This is a genomic window from Mailhella sp. (assembly GCF_057866825.1).
In genome coordinates, this window is the sequence record NZ_DBMAHT010000017.1 from 12,691 (window position 1) to 28,320 (window position 15,630).

10 protein-coding genes are annotated in these 15,630 nt (G+C 61.7%); 7 read left to right on the plus strand and 3 right to left on the minus strand.

Annotation, left to right across the window (positions count from 1 at the left end; translation table 11 throughout):
• Window positions 1-94: 94 nt before the first annotated feature.
• Window positions 95-655, plus strand: a complete 561-nt coding sequence (locus ACZM96_RS03395; RefSeq protein ID WP_489487344.1) for a helix-turn-helix domain-containing protein — start codon at window positions 95-97, stop codon at window positions 653-655.
• Between the two features lie 442 nt (window positions 656-1,097).
• Here the strand turns inward: ACZM96_RS03395 and ACZM96_RS03400 are convergent, their stop codons facing one another.
• Window positions 1,098-2,318: a BPL-N domain-containing protein gene (locus ACZM96_RS03400; RefSeq protein ID WP_489487346.1), complete on the minus strand. Its 1,221-nt coding sequence runs from the start codon at window positions 2,316-2,318 to the stop codon at window positions 1,098-1,100.
• Between the two features lie 142 nt (window positions 2,319-2,460).
• Here ACZM96_RS03400 and ACZM96_RS03405 point away from each other — a divergent pair, with 142 nt between their 5' ends.
• Complete coding sequence (locus ACZM96_RS03405) at window positions 2,461-5,109, plus strand: valine--tRNA ligase (protein ID WP_489487347.1); 2,649 nt, start codon at window positions 2,461-2,463, stop codon at window positions 5,107-5,109.
• A 171-nt stretch (window positions 5,110-5,280) separates the two neighbouring features.
• Here the strand turns inward: ACZM96_RS03405 and ACZM96_RS03410 are convergent, their stop codons facing one another.
• Both ACZM96_RS03410 and ACZM96_RS03415 read right to left on the minus strand, forming a co-directional pair.
• Entirely contained in the window at window positions 5,281-6,423 is a 1,143-nt protein-coding gene (locus ACZM96_RS03410) for a carbon-nitrogen hydrolase family protein (RefSeq protein ID WP_489487349.1), read from the minus strand.
• A gap of 376 nt (window positions 6,424-6,799) precedes the next feature.
• Complete coding sequence (locus ACZM96_RS03415) at window positions 6,800-8,305, minus strand: sigma-54 interaction domain-containing protein (protein WP_489487350.1); 1,506 nt, start codon at window positions 8,303-8,305, stop codon at window positions 6,800-6,802.
• 238 nt (window positions 8,306-8,543) lie between these two features.
• Between ACZM96_RS03415 and ACZM96_RS03420 the strand changes: the two genes are divergently transcribed.
• The 5 genes from ACZM96_RS03420 to ACZM96_RS03440 all read left to right on the plus strand — a co-directional run.
• Entirely contained in the window at window positions 8,544-8,777 is a 234-nt protein-coding gene (locus ACZM96_RS03420) for a 4Fe-4S dicluster domain-containing protein (protein WP_294484085.1), read from the plus strand.
• Window positions 8,778-8,780: 3 nt separating this feature from the next.
• Window positions 8,781-10,466 carry an FAD-dependent oxidoreductase gene (locus tag ACZM96_RS03425; RefSeq protein WP_346665427.1) on the plus strand — a complete coding sequence of 562 codons (1,686 nt, stop codon included), beginning with the start codon at window positions 8,781-8,783 and terminating at the stop codon, window positions 10,464-10,466.
• 193 nt (window positions 10,467-10,659) lie between these two features.
• Entirely contained in the window at window positions 10,660-12,591 is a 1,932-nt protein-coding gene (locus ACZM96_RS03430; RefSeq protein ID WP_489487353.1) for an oxidoreductase, read from the plus strand.
• Between the two features lie 55 nt (window positions 12,592-12,646).
• The gene (locus ACZM96_RS03435; RefSeq protein WP_489487355.1) at window positions 12,647-13,609 is read left to right on the plus strand and encodes a tripartite tricarboxylate transporter substrate binding protein; all 963 of its coding nucleotides are present in this window, start codon (window positions 12,647-12,649) and stop codon (window positions 13,607-13,609) included.
• A 243-nt stretch (window positions 13,610-13,852) separates the two neighbouring features.
• The coding region (locus tag ACZM96_RS03440; RefSeq protein WP_489487357.1) for a tripartite tricarboxylate transporter permease at window positions 13,853-15,630 on the plus strand (1,778 nt) is incomplete at its 3' end.

Sequence of the window (15,630 nt, forward strand, 5' to 3'; positions counted from 1 at the left end):
CGTGACGTTCCTCGCGGGGAATGCGCAGATTCAGCCGGAAACGGGGGAGGCTCCGGCTTTCCGGATCAGAAATGTCGTCAGCCCATGGAAGCACATGAGGAAAGATCTCCAGCTATACGGAAAAATTCAGGCCCGGCGCAAGGCTCTGGGACTTTCGCAGGAAGAGCTTGCGCAGCGCATGGGCGTGTCCCGACAGTCCGTCACGAAATGGGAAACCGGTCTTTCGGCTCCCGATCTTGACCGGCTGGTGGAACTTGCCGACACGCTGGGAGTGAGTCTTGATTATCTGCTGAGGGATCAGGCGGAAATGCCCGAAGGACCGGCGGAATCCGGCGAAGCCGCGCCTGCGGAATCTCTGCCGGAAGAGCGCGGCGAAAAGACGACGCCCGCTCAGCCTGCAAGCGCGGCGGCGCGTCACATTGCGCTCGCGGCCGGCGTGCTGATGTTTCTCATCGGCGCGGGCGGCCTTCTGACCATGTGGATTTATTCCGAACTTTTCCCCGTGCAGCTTGTGGACGGCCGGGGCGGCGTGCATACCGGGCTGTGGGGCTATGTGCTTGCGCGCGACGTGAAGGCGCTGTTCTGGGCCGCGCTGGCGGCCGTGGCCGCGGGGCTTGCGCTTGTGGCCTGCTGCCTGCGCAGGGGGCGCTCGTAATTTTTTGCGCCGAGGCCAGCCGTGTGTCCTGCGGACGGAATTCCCCTCGGTGTTTTCATGTTTTGTCCCCGCCTCGCGCGCTGTGACTTTGGTGTGGACGCAAAGCGCAGCGGCGCGGGGTTTCCAGGGCGCCGGGAGCGCGTCCGGCGTGTTTCCCGTCTCTTCCCGTTCGGGAGGCGACAGGATTTTTTATGCGCGGACGAGGCGCAGGAAGCGCGGCGGAGGGAAGAGAACTGCCGTGCGCGCGATTTGCGCGGCAAGGCTCCGGCGTCGGCGGTGTTCGACAATCGGGAGTGCGGGAGCGGCGTTTATGTTCCGGCGGAATACGCGTTTGCGGCTGCGTTGTGCAAACGTCGGCCTGTGCCTTGGCAGGCGGCGATGAGGGACAGGTCTTGCTGCCCGAGGGGCGAAGAACGCGCGGTGCGGATTTCTCCGGCCGGCCTCACACCAGCTCTTCGAGCGTGTCCAGCAGCTGTTCGCTGAGGCCTCCGCCGAACATGGGCGAGCCGAAGAGCGCCCGGCGCTGATCCACCAGCAGTTCGCGCGGCAGCATGCCCGGCGCGGAATCGGCCAGCGTATCGGCCAGACGTCGGGCCAGAAGCCAGCTCCTTGCCCCCTGGAAAAAGAGGGAGAAGGCCTTTTCAAAATCGCTGCGGCGTTCGTTCCAGAGGCGGAGACGCCGCTTGTCGGGAGGCAGGCTGAGCGTGGTGGAAAGCGCGGCGTTCAGGCTGTTGAACTGCGCGCCGGGCACGCCGGAACGCCAGCCGAGCAGCCAGGAATTGCGCGGGAAGAGCAGGCCGAGCTCGCAGGCCAGGGACAGCAGCTCGTCGAGCGAGGCGCGCGAGGCAAGAAGCGTCCTGTCTTCCCAGAGCACGGGCAGGGCGGCAAAGTCCAGCGGCGGCACGGAAGAAAGATCCGCGGGAGCGCCGCACCAGCGGCGCAGAATGTGCATGAGCCAGGATCCCGCCTGTTCCGAGCCCGGGAACGCGCCGGAGGGCGTTTCCAGATGGCTGTAGCTCAGAAGCCATTCGCCCCTGCCGCAGGTTCCCGTGACGGCGCAGGGGCGGCCGTCGAGCAGGGAGGGCCGCAGCGTGACGCCGTACATGGTCTTCCATTCGGAGAGAATGTCGGCGGGCATGGAGGAAAAGGGCATGTCCGCCACATAGAGATCGGGCCCGGGAGCGCGGTAGCGCGCCAGCACCCGCACGTCGCGAGGTTCGTCCGGTTCGTTGAAGCGGCCCGGCCACCACACGGGCAGCAGCGCGTCTTTTCCGGCGAGGTTTTGCGGCACAAGATCGCATCCCTCGGCCACGGAGCAGACAAGATGCCCGGACACAAGATGCTGAAGCCGGTCGGTCATGCCGTCGCGGTTCCAGGGGCAGAGGCCGAGACCGTCGGCCAGCGCGAGACCCGCGCCGCCGCAGAAGCCGAGATATTTGCCGCCTTCCTCCACGAAGCGGCGCACGGCCTGTGCGCCTTCCGGCCCGAGAGCGTCGGCCTTGCGCCGCGCAGAACCTCCGGGCACTATGAGCATCTTGCCAGACAGACCGGTCTGGGCTATGTCTAACCCTTTGAGTACACGGAAGGGAATGCCCGTCGAACGAACGGCGTGCAGCAGCAGATATCCCCAGATATGGGATGCGTCCCACAGTATGGCAATCATGTGTTCCCTCCGTGTGTTATGCATACGCACAAGCCGCCCGTTCGGCAAGAGCAGTCAGGCGCAAGCTCCCGGCGCTTCCGCCTGAGCGGCGCAGAGCGCACCTCTGCGGAACGGCGGATATTTTAACCATTGGAGCCTTGAAATGCTGTCCAAAGCCTATGAACCGCAGGAAGTGGAAGCTCACTGGCGCAAGCATTGGGAAGAAGCCAAAACCTTCACGCCCGACCTGTCCGCCCCCGGCGACCCGTATTCCATCGTCATTCCTCCGCCCAACGTTACGGGCATTCTGCACATCGGTCACGCCCTGAACCAGACCCTTCAGGACATTCTCTGCCGTCACGCCCGCCAGAAGGGTAAGAACGTGCTGTGGATTCCCGGCACCGACCATGCGGGCATCGCCACGCAGAACGTGGTGGAACGCGCCCTCGCCAAGGAAGGCAAGTCCCGTCACGACGTGGGCCGCGAAGCCTTCATCAAACGCGTGTGGGAATGGAAGAAGCAGTACGGCGGCCAGATTCTGGAACAGATCAAGGAACTCGGCTCCTCCGTGGACTGGACGCGCGAAGCCTTCACCATGGACGACAATCTCGCCCGCGCCGTGCGCAAGGTGTTCGTGCAGCTCTATAAGGAAGGGCTCATCTACAAGGGCAAGTATATCGTCAACTGGTGCCCGCGCTGCCACACCGCCCTTGCCGACGACGAAGTGGATCACATCGACTCCAAGGGCTCGCTCTGGCATGTGCGCTACGACTTCGCCGACGGCACCGGTTCCGTGACCATTGCCACCACCCGCCCCGAAACCATTCTCGGCGACTCGGCCGTGTGCGTGCATCCCGACGACGAACGCTACGCCGCCTTCGTGGGCAAGAAGCTCATCGTGCCCGTGGTGAACCGCGAAGTTCCGCTCATTGCCGACCGCTACGTGGATCGCGAATTCGGCACCGGCTGCCTGAAGGTCACGCCCTGCCACGATCCCAACGACTGGAAGCTCGGCCACGCCCACAATCTGGAATTCATCCAGGTCATCGACGACAACGGCAACATGTGCATGAGCGACGTGTGCGGCCGCTACGCCGGCATGAGCCGCGAGGAATGCCGCAAGGCCATTGTGGAAGAGCTGCGCGAAAACGGCCATCTCGTGAAGGAAGAGCCGCTCACCCACAGCGTGGGCTGCTGCTACCGCTGCAAGACCGTCATCGAGCCCTACGTTTCCGATCAGTGGTTCGTGGCCATCAGCAAGATGGCTCCCGCCGCCCGCGCCGCCGTGCCGGACAAGATCAAGATTTATCCCGAAAGCTGGACCAAGACCTACTACAACTGGCTGGACAACATCCGCGACTGGTGCATCAGCCGTCAGATCTGGTGGGGCCACCGCATCCCCGCATGGACCTGTGCCGACTGCGGCGAGCTCATCGTGGCCGAGGAAGATCCCACGACCTGCCCCAAGTGCGGCAGCCACAAGCTGGAACAGGACCCCGACGTGCTCGACACCTGGTTCTCTTCCGCGCTGTGGCCCTTCTCCACCATGGGCTGGCCCGAACACACCGAAACGCTCAAGAAGTACTATCCCACGAGCGTGCTCGTCACGGCGTTCGACATTCTGTTCTTCTGGGTGGCCCGCATGATCATGATGGGTCAGCACTTCATGGGCGAAGTGCCCTTCCGCGAAGTGTACATCCATGCCCTCGTGCGCGACGCGCAGGGCCGCAAGATGTCCAAGTCGCTCGGCAACGGCATCAACCCGCAGGACATGATCCGCAAGTACGGCGCGGACTCTCTGCGCTTCACCCTGGCCGCCTTTGCCGCCATGGGCCGCGACATCCGCATGTCCGAGGAGCGCATTGAAGGCTATCGCCACTTCGTGAACAAGGTGTGGAACGCTTCGCGCTTCGCCCTCATGAACCTGCCCGAACACGGCGAGCCCAAGGCCGTGGATCTCGGCGCCGTCAAGGGACTGCATCACAAGTGGATTCTCAACCGTCTTGAGGAAATCAAGGTGGAAGAGGACGCCGCTCTTGAAAGCTATCGCTTCAACGACGCGGCCCAGTGCGTGTACAAGTTCCTGTGGAACGAGTTCTGCGACTGGTACCTCGAACTCATCAAGGCCGACATGAAGGAAGAGGGCGAGGCCAAGGAAGAAGCGCAGTATGTGCTCTACACCGTGCTGCGTGAAATTCTCCTGCTGCTGCATCCCATGATTCCCTTCGTGACCGCCGAAGTGTGGAACTCCCTGCCCGGCCATGAAGGCACGGACATCGCCACGCAGCTTTATCCTGAGACTCGCCCGCAGTGCGTGAAGAAGCGTGAATCCGACGAGATGATCTTCCTTCAGGAAGCCATCAGCGCCATCCGCACCATCCGCGCGGAGCTCAACATCAAGCCTTCGTACCGCCTGACCGTGGTGCTGCGTCCGGCGAGCGACGAACAGGCCGCCCTGCTGGAGGCGAACCGCGGATTCTTCGATCTGGCGAGACTCGAAAGCCTCACCATCGACAGAAACGCCCACGCTCCCAAGGCTTCGGCCAGCAACGTGGTGCGCGGCTGCGAAGTCATCGTGCTGCTTTCGGGCGCGGTGGACTTCCAGGCCGAGCTTGCCCGCCTCGACAAGGAAATCGGCAAGGTGGACAAGGATCTCGTCGCTCTCGACGCCAAGCTCTCCAATGAGAACTTCGTCAAGCGCGCTCCTGCGGACCTTGTGGAATCCGAAAAGGCGCGTCACACGGAACTCATCGACAAGAAGGCCAAGATGCAGGCGCTGCAGAAGCGCTTCAAGGAAGCCATGGAAGAATAGCGGCGTTTTTCCGCACGCGTGAACAGATAAGGGCGCGGCTTCATCCGAAAGGATGGGGCCGCGCCCTTTGTCCAGGAATCTGGATGAGGAGGAGAATGAACGGGCTGCGACGTCTGCGCCGGGGAGGAGAGTTACGCAGGCGTCGCGCCCGTAAACGTGGAGCTGAACGAACTACCGCGCCGCTGCTCCGCTCATGGCGTGATTCAGGGAGGTGAACTTGCCGGAGGCCGCCAGATCGCCGAACCATTTGGCGTAGAGATCGGGCATGTACAGGTTGCCTTCCTGCAGGTCGGTCTTGATGTAGTTTGCAAAGGAATTGCGGGTGGCGCGGCTCAGATCGACGGTGCTGTAGGCTATGCCTTCCGTGCCGAACGCGGCGGGATCGGTGCCGAAGTAGTCGAAATAGGTGAGCGTGCCGGGCTTGTCGTCAGAGGGGCCGACCACGCAGGAGCCGCCGGGGAAGCAGGTGCCCATGAAGGTTCCTTTGGCGTCGTATTCCGCGCCGGCGAGGTCGGAGCTCGCCACGAACAGACCGCTCTGCACCACTACGGCCTCAACGCGGCTCTTGAAGCGGTTCACCCATTCCGTGTTGTTGCCCGCAGTGGGAAAGCCGTTGTTGAGGGGCTTGCCGTCCTTGAGATTCTTGTTGGAGTAGTATGCCCAGGACGTGGCCGTGGGGTTGAGTATCATGCGACAGCCGAGCGCGCCGTAGTAGCGGCCGAGTTCTGGATAATTGTAGGTGTCGTAGCAGATGCTTATGCCCATGGGGCCCCAGGGAGTGTCGAAGGAGAAGGGCTCCGTGCCGGTCTTGCACCAGATGACTTCGCTGCCGAAGGGATGAATTTTGCGGTACGAGCCGAGATAGCCGTCCGGCCCGGCCACGAAGGCGGAATTATATACGTTCAGCTTGTCGCTGCCGATGCGTTCCGGATAGCCGTAAACGATGTAAACGCTGCGCTCCTTGGCAAGCTTCGTCATCACGGCCGCGCTCGGTCCGGTTTCCGTTTCGGCGAGGCGTATCTGCATGCGGTCGGCGCGCTTCATGTTGCCCTGTTCCATGGCGTAGCCGGTGAGGCACATTTCGGGAAACACGATCATCTGTGCGCCGTTGTCGGCAGCTTCGTTTGCCATGCGGACCATCTTCTTGAGGTTGGCGTCCTTGTCGCCCCAGACGGGCTGCATGTTGACGAGCGCCAGCTTGAGATGATCGTCGTAGCGGGGAGCCTCCGCCGCCAGGCAGAGCGTGGCGGAAAGAACGGAAAGAAGGCAGGCCGCGCCTACTCTACGGAATATGCTTCTGGAGAAAAGGTTCATGGCGAACTCCTTGAGAAGAATGATGCGTTGCCTACTCTTATGCAAGGATGATGCCATAATAATTTTTACAATGATATCAATGGAACATTGAAACGCCTAGTACAAGGTATGCAGCACGTATGCGTACTGTGACCGGTTAATGTACTGCTTTCGGTGGGGGGGACTGGGGGACGTCGAGAGCGTGACGCTGCGGCGGAGGCTGCTCTCTGGCGAGGGGGGAGGTCGGACGCCTCTTTGTGGGGCCTGCTCCCGGACGAGGGAAGAAGGGGGAGCTTCGGCGGGGCGCGCGATGTGTTCTCTCTGTGCCTGCGGAGAGTCTCCCTCTTGAACGACTTGCTTTGCGGTCAGCTTCTTCCCTGCGCCTCCGGCGCGCGTCCTATTTTTCTCTGGGCATGTTCATGCCGAGCTGCTTCATTCTTGCGCGCAGGGTAGTGTAGTGGATGCCCAGCACCTGCGTGACGCTGTTTTCGCCGGTGAGCTTGCCTCCGCATTTGGCCAGCACGGCGCGGATGTAGCGGTTTTCCATTTCCGCCAGCGTGGGCCAGTCGGAGGCGTTCTCTTCCGGCGCAGACCAGCTCGATTCCTCGAATTCGTCCCTTTCAATGTCGAAGTGCAGCGTGCCGCTTTTGCCGCGGGCGAGAATCATGGCGCGCTCCACCACGTGATCCAGCTCCCGCACGTTGCCCGGCCAGTTGTAGGCGTACAGCCTCGCCAGTTCTTCCTTGGGAACGCGGATGGTTTCCGGCAGGTCGAACTGCTTGGCCTTGGTGTGGAGAAAATGGCGCAGCAGGGTGGGAATGTCTTCCTTGCGTTCCCGCAGCGGAGGCACGTGGATGGGAAACACGCTGAGCCGGTACCAGAGATCGCGGCGGAACGTGCCCTCTTTGACCTTGCGGTGCAGATCCGCGTGGGTGGAGGCGATGATGCGCACGTCGAGCTGCACCGCGTTCGGACTGCCCACACGCGTGATGGTGCGGTTTTCCAGCACGCGCAGCAGCCTAACCTGCGCGGAAAGGGGCATTTCTCCTATTTCGTCCAGCAGAATGGTGCCGCCCTGCGCGGCCTCGAAATAGCCGCGGCGCGTGTTCACGGCGCCGGTGAACGCGCCTTTTTCGTAGCCGAAGAGTTCGCTTTCGAGCAGCGTGTCGGGAATGGCGCCGCAGTTCACCTTGATGAACGGGCCGTTGCGCCGCGGCGAGAGTTCGTGAATGGCGTCGGCCACGGATTCCTTGCCCACGCCGGTTTCGCCCATGATGAGCACGGTGCTCGAGCACGGGGCCACCTGCTCCACCATGTTGCGCACGTGGTTCAGCCCCGAACACTCGAACAGCTTGTCGCTGCCGGAAGTCAGCGAGCGGCTGGAGGGCGCGGCCGGACTTTCCAGATCCCGGGCCAGTTCTTCCGCAAAGCCGCTGGTGACCTTTTGAAGCTCGGGCAGATCGTCTTCCGTGAAGGCGTTGTAGGTGTCGGACCAGAAGTTGACCACGAAAATATAGGCTTCCGTGCGGCACAGGGGCAGGCGGGCCAGCGAGCGGTGATGGAGAAAGGGCAGCTTTTCCGCCGCAGGATCGCTTTCCAGATGCTTTTCCTTGTACGGATCGAGATTGCCCACGATGAGCGGTTCGGCCAGCCTTTCCCAGAGCAGAAGGGGCAGCTGACGGCCTTCCCTCTTCATGGTGACGGGCCTGTTTTCCTGGGTGTCCACCATGGTGATGACGTTGGACCAGTCCGAAGGAATGTAGAGCGCGTTGATGCGGGTCACGGCCATGGTTTCGGCCAGAAAGTCGCGAAGACAGGCGCAGGTCTGATACATGCCGCGCGTGCGGTAGATGAGCTTGAAGGACAGGGCGCTGGCGCGCAGGGAATCTTCGTCGAAATGCATGGAAGGCCTTTGGGCTGAGCGTGGAAAACAGGGGCGGGCGCCTTTGCGCGCGCTGAAAAGGAACATAGTTCAAGTCTTATAAAAATACAAACTTAAATTATGATTTCGCAATAATTATGATTTTGATATTTTTCACAACATCCTTGTTTTATGGAGTTTTTCATTTTGGTATGGATTTTGCAAATCATAGGATTGACAATATCACCCATACGCCCGCCAACGAGCAAGGAGAGAAAACATGCCCCCGGTCATCAATAAGGACCTGTGTATCGGCTGCGGAACCTGCGCCGATATCTGTCCCATGAATGTGTTCGAGCAGGAAGCTCCCAAAACGGTTCCCAGCGTCGCCTACGGCGAGGAATGCTGGCACTGCAACGCCTGCGTGCTTGACTGCCCCAAGAAAGCCGTGTCTCTGCGGATTCCCCTCAATTACATGCTGCTCCATGTGGATGCGGCCCAGTTCAAGGAGTAGGTCATGCTCACGCTTAAAAATACGTTGGAAACGGATGTTCTGGTCGTCGGCGGCGGTATCGGCGGTCTGTGCGCGGCCATTTCCGCCGCTCAGGGCGGCGCGAAGGTCATCGTGCTCGAAAAGGCCAACAGCAAGCGCAGCGGTTCCGGCGCGACCGGCAACGATCACTTCACCTGCTACTATCCCAAGGCCCACGGCAACGACATCGCTCCCATTCTGAAGGAACTTCTGGACAGCATGCTCGGCCTCTGCCACGACACCAAGCTTTCGGTGCGCTTCCTTGAGCGTTCCATCAGCATTGCCGACAAGTGGCATTCCTGGGGCATCAACATGAAGCCCTTCGGCGACGACTACGTGTTCATGGGACACGCCTTCCCCAATCGTCCCCGCATCTTCCTCAAGTACGACGGTCACAATCAGAAGCAGGTGCTCACCGCTCAGGCCAAGAAGGCCGGTGCCGTCATTCTCAATCATCATCCCGTGCTCGACCTTCTGCGCAACGATGAAGGCATCACCGGCGCGCTCGCTCTGGACATGAGCGGCAAGGAACCTTCCTACACCGTGGTGCGCGCCAAGAAGGTCATCATCGCCACGGGGTCGGCTTCCCGCCTGTACTCTCCCGCCGGAACTCCCGGCTGGCTGTTCAACACCGCCTTCTGTCCTTCCTGCACGGGTGCGGCGCAGGCCCAGAGCTGGCGCATCGGCGCCAAGCTCGTGAACATGGAACTGCCCAACCGTCACGCCGGTCCCAAGTACTTCTCCAGAGCCGGCAAGAGCACCTGGATAGGCGTGTACCGCTACCCCAACGGCAAGCTGCTCGGCCCCTTCGTCACCAAGGCCACGAGGGAAGTCGGCGACATCACCTGCGACGTGTGGAACTCCGCCTACAGCGACGTGCTCATGAACGGCACCGGCCCCGCCTACATCGACTGCTCGGGCACCGGCCCTGAAGACATGAAGTTCATGCGTGCGGGCATGATCAGCGAAGGCCTCGGCGCGCTGCTCAACTACATGGACGACAAGGGCATCGATCCTTCCAAGTACGGCGTGGAATTCATGCAGTACGAACCGCATCTCATCGGCCGCGGCCTGCAGATCGACATCAACGGCGAAACCTCCGTGCATGGCCTGTATGCCGCGGGCGACATGGTGGGCAACTTCCGTTCCGACATCTCCGGCGCGGCCGTGTGGGGCTGGATGGCCGGCGAACACGCTTCCGCCAACCTGGAGACCGGTTCTCTCGTGGAAGCGGAAAAGTCCGAATGGGCGCAGGAACGCATGGCCTACTACGACAGATTCCTGACCCGTCCTTCCGGCGCTCACTGGAAGGAAGCCGCCATGGGCCTGCAGCAGATCATGAACGACTACGCCGCGGCCGGTCCGCATCGCGTGCGTTCCGAAACCCTGCTCTGCGCCGGTCTCAAGTATCTTGCCGATCTGCGCACGAACGCCGAGGAATGCGTGAAGGCCGCCAACGCTCACGAACTTCTGCGCACCGTGGAAGCCTTCGAGCTCATGGACAACGGCGAAGTCATCATGCACGCCGCCCGCGAACGCAAGGAAAGCCGCGGCATGCATCAGCGTTCCGATTACACCTTTACGAATCCGCTTTTGTCGGACAAATTCCTGACGGTACGCAAGGAAAACGGCAAGGTTATCACGGAATGGCGTCAGCGCTGGTCCGCGTAACCATGTAACGACGAAAGATACGGCATGAAAGTCCGATGCGGCAGGTCCGGAACACTCCCGGGCCTGCCGCACGCGGGCGTCAAAGACACTTCATCATCACCCGAACGCGCGGATGCTCTCCGCCGTTCAAGAGCGGATGCTGTTTTCCGAGCGCGGAGCAGACATCCGGCAAGTCGCAATTTCTGGAGACATCATGGCACTGGAAAAACTGCTTACCCCCGGACGCATCGGCAACATGGAGCTGAACAACCGCCTTGTTTTTGCTCCCATCGCTGCGCGCGGGGCCGGGCCTGAAGGTACGCTGAGCGATGCCCTTGCCCGTTTTTATGAAGTAAGAGCGAAGGGCGGCATGGGCCTTGTCATTATGGGCCACACCTACTGCTGGCGTGAAGAACAGACCGACGGCGCCATGGGTCTGTGGTGCGACGCGCACATTCCTCCTCTTGCCGATCTTGTACGACGCATGCACTCCTATGGTCCCAAGGTCGCCGTGGAACTGGGCGGCCGCGGCACCCGCCGTCCCGACGGGCATTCCATTGCGCCTTCGCCCGTGCGCTTCGCCTTTGAAGACAAGCCCCCGAAGGAAATTCCCGTCGAGCAGATCGAATATTTCGTGGAATGCTACGGTCAGGCCGCGCGTCGCGCCCGCGAAGCCGGTTTCGATGCCGTGGAAATCCACGCCGCGCACGGCAAGCTGGTGAGCCTTTTCCTGTCCTCCTACAGCAACCGCCGCACCGATGCCTACGGCGGATCTCTGGAAAAGCGCACGCTTTTCCCCCGTCAGATCGTGCAGGCCATCCGCAAGCAGGCGGGCGAAGACTTCCCCATCATCTTCCGCTTCAGCGTGGACGACATGGTCGAGGGCGGCAACACCCTTGAAGACGGCAAGCAGATAGCCCGCATCATGGCCGCCGAGGGCGTGGACGCCTTTGAATGCTCGGCCGGCAATCAGGAAAAGGGCTGGAACACCTCGTTCAACTATTTCTTCCCCCGCAACTGCCTGGCGCATCTGGCGCGCCCCGTGGGCGAAGCCTCGGGCAAGCCCGTCATCACCGTGGGCAAGATTCACGATCCGCTCGCCGCGGAACTGCTGCTCGAAGAGGGCGCGGCGGACTTCATTTCTCTCGGCCGCCCCTTCATCACCGATCCCGAGCTGCTCATCAAGGCCAGGGAAGGCCGCTACCGCGACATCAAGCGCTGCATCTACTGCCTGAACTGCTTCACCTACAAGTCCAGAAAGGACCGCATTCCCACGCCGGGCATCACCTGCACGGTGAACCCCGCCGCCATGCGCGAGGCGGAATTCCCCAAGCCGGAACCTGCTGCCGAACCCAGGCGCATTCTCATTGCCGGCGGCGGCCTTGCGGGCATGGAAGCCGCCCACACTCTCGCCGAACGCGGCCATCATGTGGATCTCTATGAAAAGGCCGAGGATCTCGGCGGTCAGTGGATCGTGGCCGGCAAGGCGACCTACAAGTCCGATTTCCGCACGCTTATTCCCTGGATGCTCAACGCCATGAAAGAGGCCGGCGTGCATGTTCACACGGGCGTGGAAGTGAACCGCGCCCTGCTGGAAAAGGAACGCCCCGACGTGGTGGTGCTCGCCACGGGCGCGGTGCCGCGCGGACTTCCTGCCGCCGTGGACAGACCCGCGCACGGCGGACCTTCCGTGGTGCAGGGCATGGACGTCATCATGGACCGCGCCGAAGTCGGCGACCGGGTCGTGGTGGTGGGCGGCCGCTACATCGGCATGGAAGTCGCCATCAAGCTCGCCAAGCAGGGCAAGGACGTGTCTCTGCTCGAAGCTATGGAAATCGGCCACGGCGGCATTCCGCGTCTGGTAGGCATCTACCGCAACGAAATGGTGGCCGCCAAGGTGCGCTTCTATCCCAATTCTCCTCTTCTGCGCCTGAACAGCGAAGGCGTGGACGCCGCCAACAACGGCTCCATGCTCACGCTGCCCTGCGATACCGTGGTTTTAGCCATCGGCACGGTGCCGGTGAACAATCTGGTCGAGGATCTCGAAGCTCTGGGCCTGGAATATCACGCCATCGGCGACTGCCGCCAGATCGGAGACGCGCTCTACGCCATCCGCGAAGGCGCGCAGATCGGCCGCAAGCTGTGAGACGGCCTGAAGGAGCCCCCTTTTTTCAACCCCCTGTCGTACAAGGAGAGAGGTCATGAACATTACCCTCAACAAGCTCGGAAAGGCTTGCGCCGCCGTTCTGCTCGCCCTCGGTCTGGCAGCCCCCGCTCAGGCTGCCTATCCTGAAAAGCCCATTACCGTCATCATTCCCTTCGGCGCCGGCACCGGCGCGGACAACAACTTCCGCGCTGCGCAGCCGTTCTATGAAAAGGCGCTGGGCGTCAAGCTCGTCACCGACTACAAGGCCGGTGCGGGCGGCGTGGTGGGCGCCAACTACTACATGAGCACGAGACCCGACGGCTACACCCTGCTTTTCTACAACTTCCCGCACATCTCCATGCAGCAGGTCTTCCAGAAGACCTCCTACAACACCAAGAATCTCGTGCCCATCGTTTCTTCCGTGCTCTTCGATGAAATCATCACCGTGCGCGAAGACAGCCCCTTCAAGACGCTCGACGATCTCATCAAGTACGCCAAGGAACATCCCGGCAAGGTGACCGTGGGCAACACCGGCTCCTACAGCTCCAACCATCTCACCTTTGCCTCCTTCGTGAAGGAAACCGGCGTGGACATGGTGCGCATTCCCTTTGAAAACGGCACCAAGCTGAACGTGGCCCTGCTCGACGGTCAGATCGACGCCGCCTGCTCCAACGCCCAGTGGCTGACCACCCACAAGGGCAAGATCCGCGCTCTGGCCTCCGCCTCGAAGACCCGCATCATCGAAGGCGTGCCCACCTTTGCCGAATACGGCCTCGATATGGAAGGCTGCACCATGTTCAACTGCCTCATCGGCCGCGCCGACATGCCCAAGGAAGCCCTGGACTATCTGACCAGCCGTCTGGCCACGCTCCGGGACGACCCGGAACTCAAGGCCTCCATTGAAAGAATCGGCTCCACCTACGGTTTCCAGGACAGCAACGACCTGAAGGAAACCATCGCGAAGATCGACCAGAAGGTGGAAAACCTGAAGGACGTCATCAAGAACACCGCCGACTGATTGCGGACGGGGCGGCGGGAGCGGATGCGTCTTCCGCCGTCCTTCTGTCTTCCGGGACATGGAAAAGCGCAGCAGAGAACGCTTCCGCCGCGAAGCGTTCCTGTTCCGAAGAGCGCCGGGCGCGGCGCTGAGACGCTCCGAACGTTCGGGAGCTGGCCGGATTCGGAACCGTCCGGGGCCCTTTTCTTTCGGAGCATTCGGAAAGGAATCCGTTTTTCCTAAAATTACAGTAAAGGTATCACTATGTTAGAAATGTTGTGGAGCGGACTCCTTACCTGTCTCAGCCCCATTAATGTGCTGGCGCTCGTCATTTCCGTTGCGCTGGGTATCGTGGTCGGAGCACTGCCTGGTTTCGGCGCGGCCATTGGTATGATCATCATTCTCCCGCTGACCTATACCATGGACCATTCCACGGCGCTCATCGCCCTTTCCGGCGTGTATGTGGGCTGTGAATACGGCGGTTCCATCTCGTCCATTCTGCTGAACACGCCCGGAACCTCCGCGGCCATGGTCACCGCCTTCGACGGTTATCCCATGGCCAGAAAGGGCAAGGCGAGAGACGCCCTGCTCATTTCCAATATCGCGTCCTTCTCCGGCGGCATGATGTCGGCCCTGGCCATGCTGCTGTTCATGCCTCTGCTTGCTCCCTTCGTCATCAAGTTCGGTGCGGCGGAACTCTTCCTGCTCGCGGCCGTGGGTCTGTTCCTCGTGGGCTCCATCAGCGCGAAGGATCCGCTCAAGGGCATCGTTTCCGCGGCGCTCGGCGTGTTCACCACCTGCATCGGCGTGGACGCCTATGTGGGCAACCCCCGCTTCACCTTCGGCAGCATCGACCTCATGGGCGGCATTCCCTTCATTCCCGTCATGCTCGGCACCTTCTCTCTGCCCAGCATGCTGAACATGGTGCTTGCTCCCACTTGCGGCGTGCAGGAACAGATAGCCTTTGAAAAGGCCGGATTCCGCGACAACATCGCCGCTTTCTTCCGCCTGTTCCATCTGATGTTCGGCAAAATGAAAATGCTGCTCGTGCGCTCCGGCCTCATCGGCGTGGGCGTGGGCATCGTGCCCGGCGTGGGCGCTTCCGTGGCCACCATGCTCGCCTACTCGAGCGCTAAGCGCTACTCCAAGCATCCCGAAGAATTCGGCAAGGGCGCGGCGGAAGGCATCGTGGCTTCCGAATGCTCCAACAACGGCCTCGTGGGCGGCGCGTTCATTCCCGTGCTCGCGCTGGGCATTCCCGGTTCTCCCGCCGCCGCCGTGTTCATGGCCGCCATCTTCATGCACGGCATGGCCCCCGGCCCGAACTTCCTTGCCAACGAAGGCCCCGTGGTGTACATGGTCATCATGGCCCTGTTCCTCTGCGCCGTGGTGCAGATGCTGCTCGGTCTGTTCACCATCGGTTCTCTGGCCAACATCCTGCGCATCCCCTCGGACAAGCTCTTCCCCGGCGTCATCGTCATCTGCGCCATCGGCGCCTACGTGGTCCGCGGCCTGAACCTCGACATCTGGATCTTCGTGCTCTTCGGCATCGCCACCTATTTCCTCATCCGGCTGGGCTTCAACCCCGGCGCCTACGCCCTCGGCGTCATTCTCGGCCCCGTGGTGGAACGCTCCCTGCTGGAAGCCCTCTCCCTTGCGAGAGCCAAGGGCGCGCTCGTGTACTTCATGAACCGTCCCGTGGCCCAGGGCATGCTGGTGCTCATCGCACTGTATGTCATCTACCGCGTGTACAAGCGCGTGCGCAACGGCAAGGCCGCTCAGGCCAAGGGCGCGTCGGGCGAGATTCCGCGTCTGCTTGAAGGCATGCGCGGCGCCGATCTCATTTCCGGCGTCATCATGCTGCCCGTCATCGGCGCGCTGGCCTCCATGCTCGTGGACTACCCCGAGAAGACGGCCATGTTCCCCGCCATCGTGCTCGGCCTGCTTGCGCTGCTCATGGCGGCCATCATCCTCAAGGCCGTGTTCATGCCGTCGAAGTACGCGGGCATGACGGAAGCTCCCTTCTCCTGCATCAACTGGAA

Coding starts and splice junctions, on each gene's coding strand:
- ACZM96_RS03395 (WP_489487344.1), top strand. CDS start 95: ATGAGGAAAGATCTCCAGCTATACGGAAAAATTCAGGCCCGGCGCAAG.
- ACZM96_RS03400 (WP_489487346.1), bottom strand. CDS start 2,318: ATGATTGCCATACTGTGGGACGCATCCCATATCTGGGGATATCTGCTG.
- ACZM96_RS03405 (WP_489487347.1), top strand. CDS start 2,461: ATGCTGTCCAAAGCCTATGAACCGCAGGAAGTGGAAGCTCACTGGCGC.
- ACZM96_RS03410 (WP_489487349.1), bottom strand. CDS start 6,423: ATGAACCTTTTCTCCAGAAGCATATTCCGTAGAGTAGGCGCGGCCTGC.
- ACZM96_RS03415 (WP_489487350.1), bottom strand. CDS start 8,305: ATGCATTTCGACGAAGATTCCCTGCGCGCCAGCGCCCTGTCCTTCAAG.
- ACZM96_RS03420 (WP_294484085.1), top strand. CDS start 8,544: ATGCCCCCGGTCATCAATAAGGACCTGTGTATCGGCTGCGGAACCTGC.
- ACZM96_RS03425 (WP_346665427.1), top strand. CDS start 8,781: ATGCTCACGCTTAAAAATACGTTGGAAACGGATGTTCTGGTCGTCGGC.
- ACZM96_RS03430 (WP_489487353.1), top strand. CDS start 10,660: ATGGCACTGGAAAAACTGCTTACCCCCGGACGCATCGGCAACATGGAG.
- ACZM96_RS03435 (WP_489487355.1), top strand. CDS start 12,647: ATGAACATTACCCTCAACAAGCTCGGAAAGGCTTGCGCCGCCGTTCTG.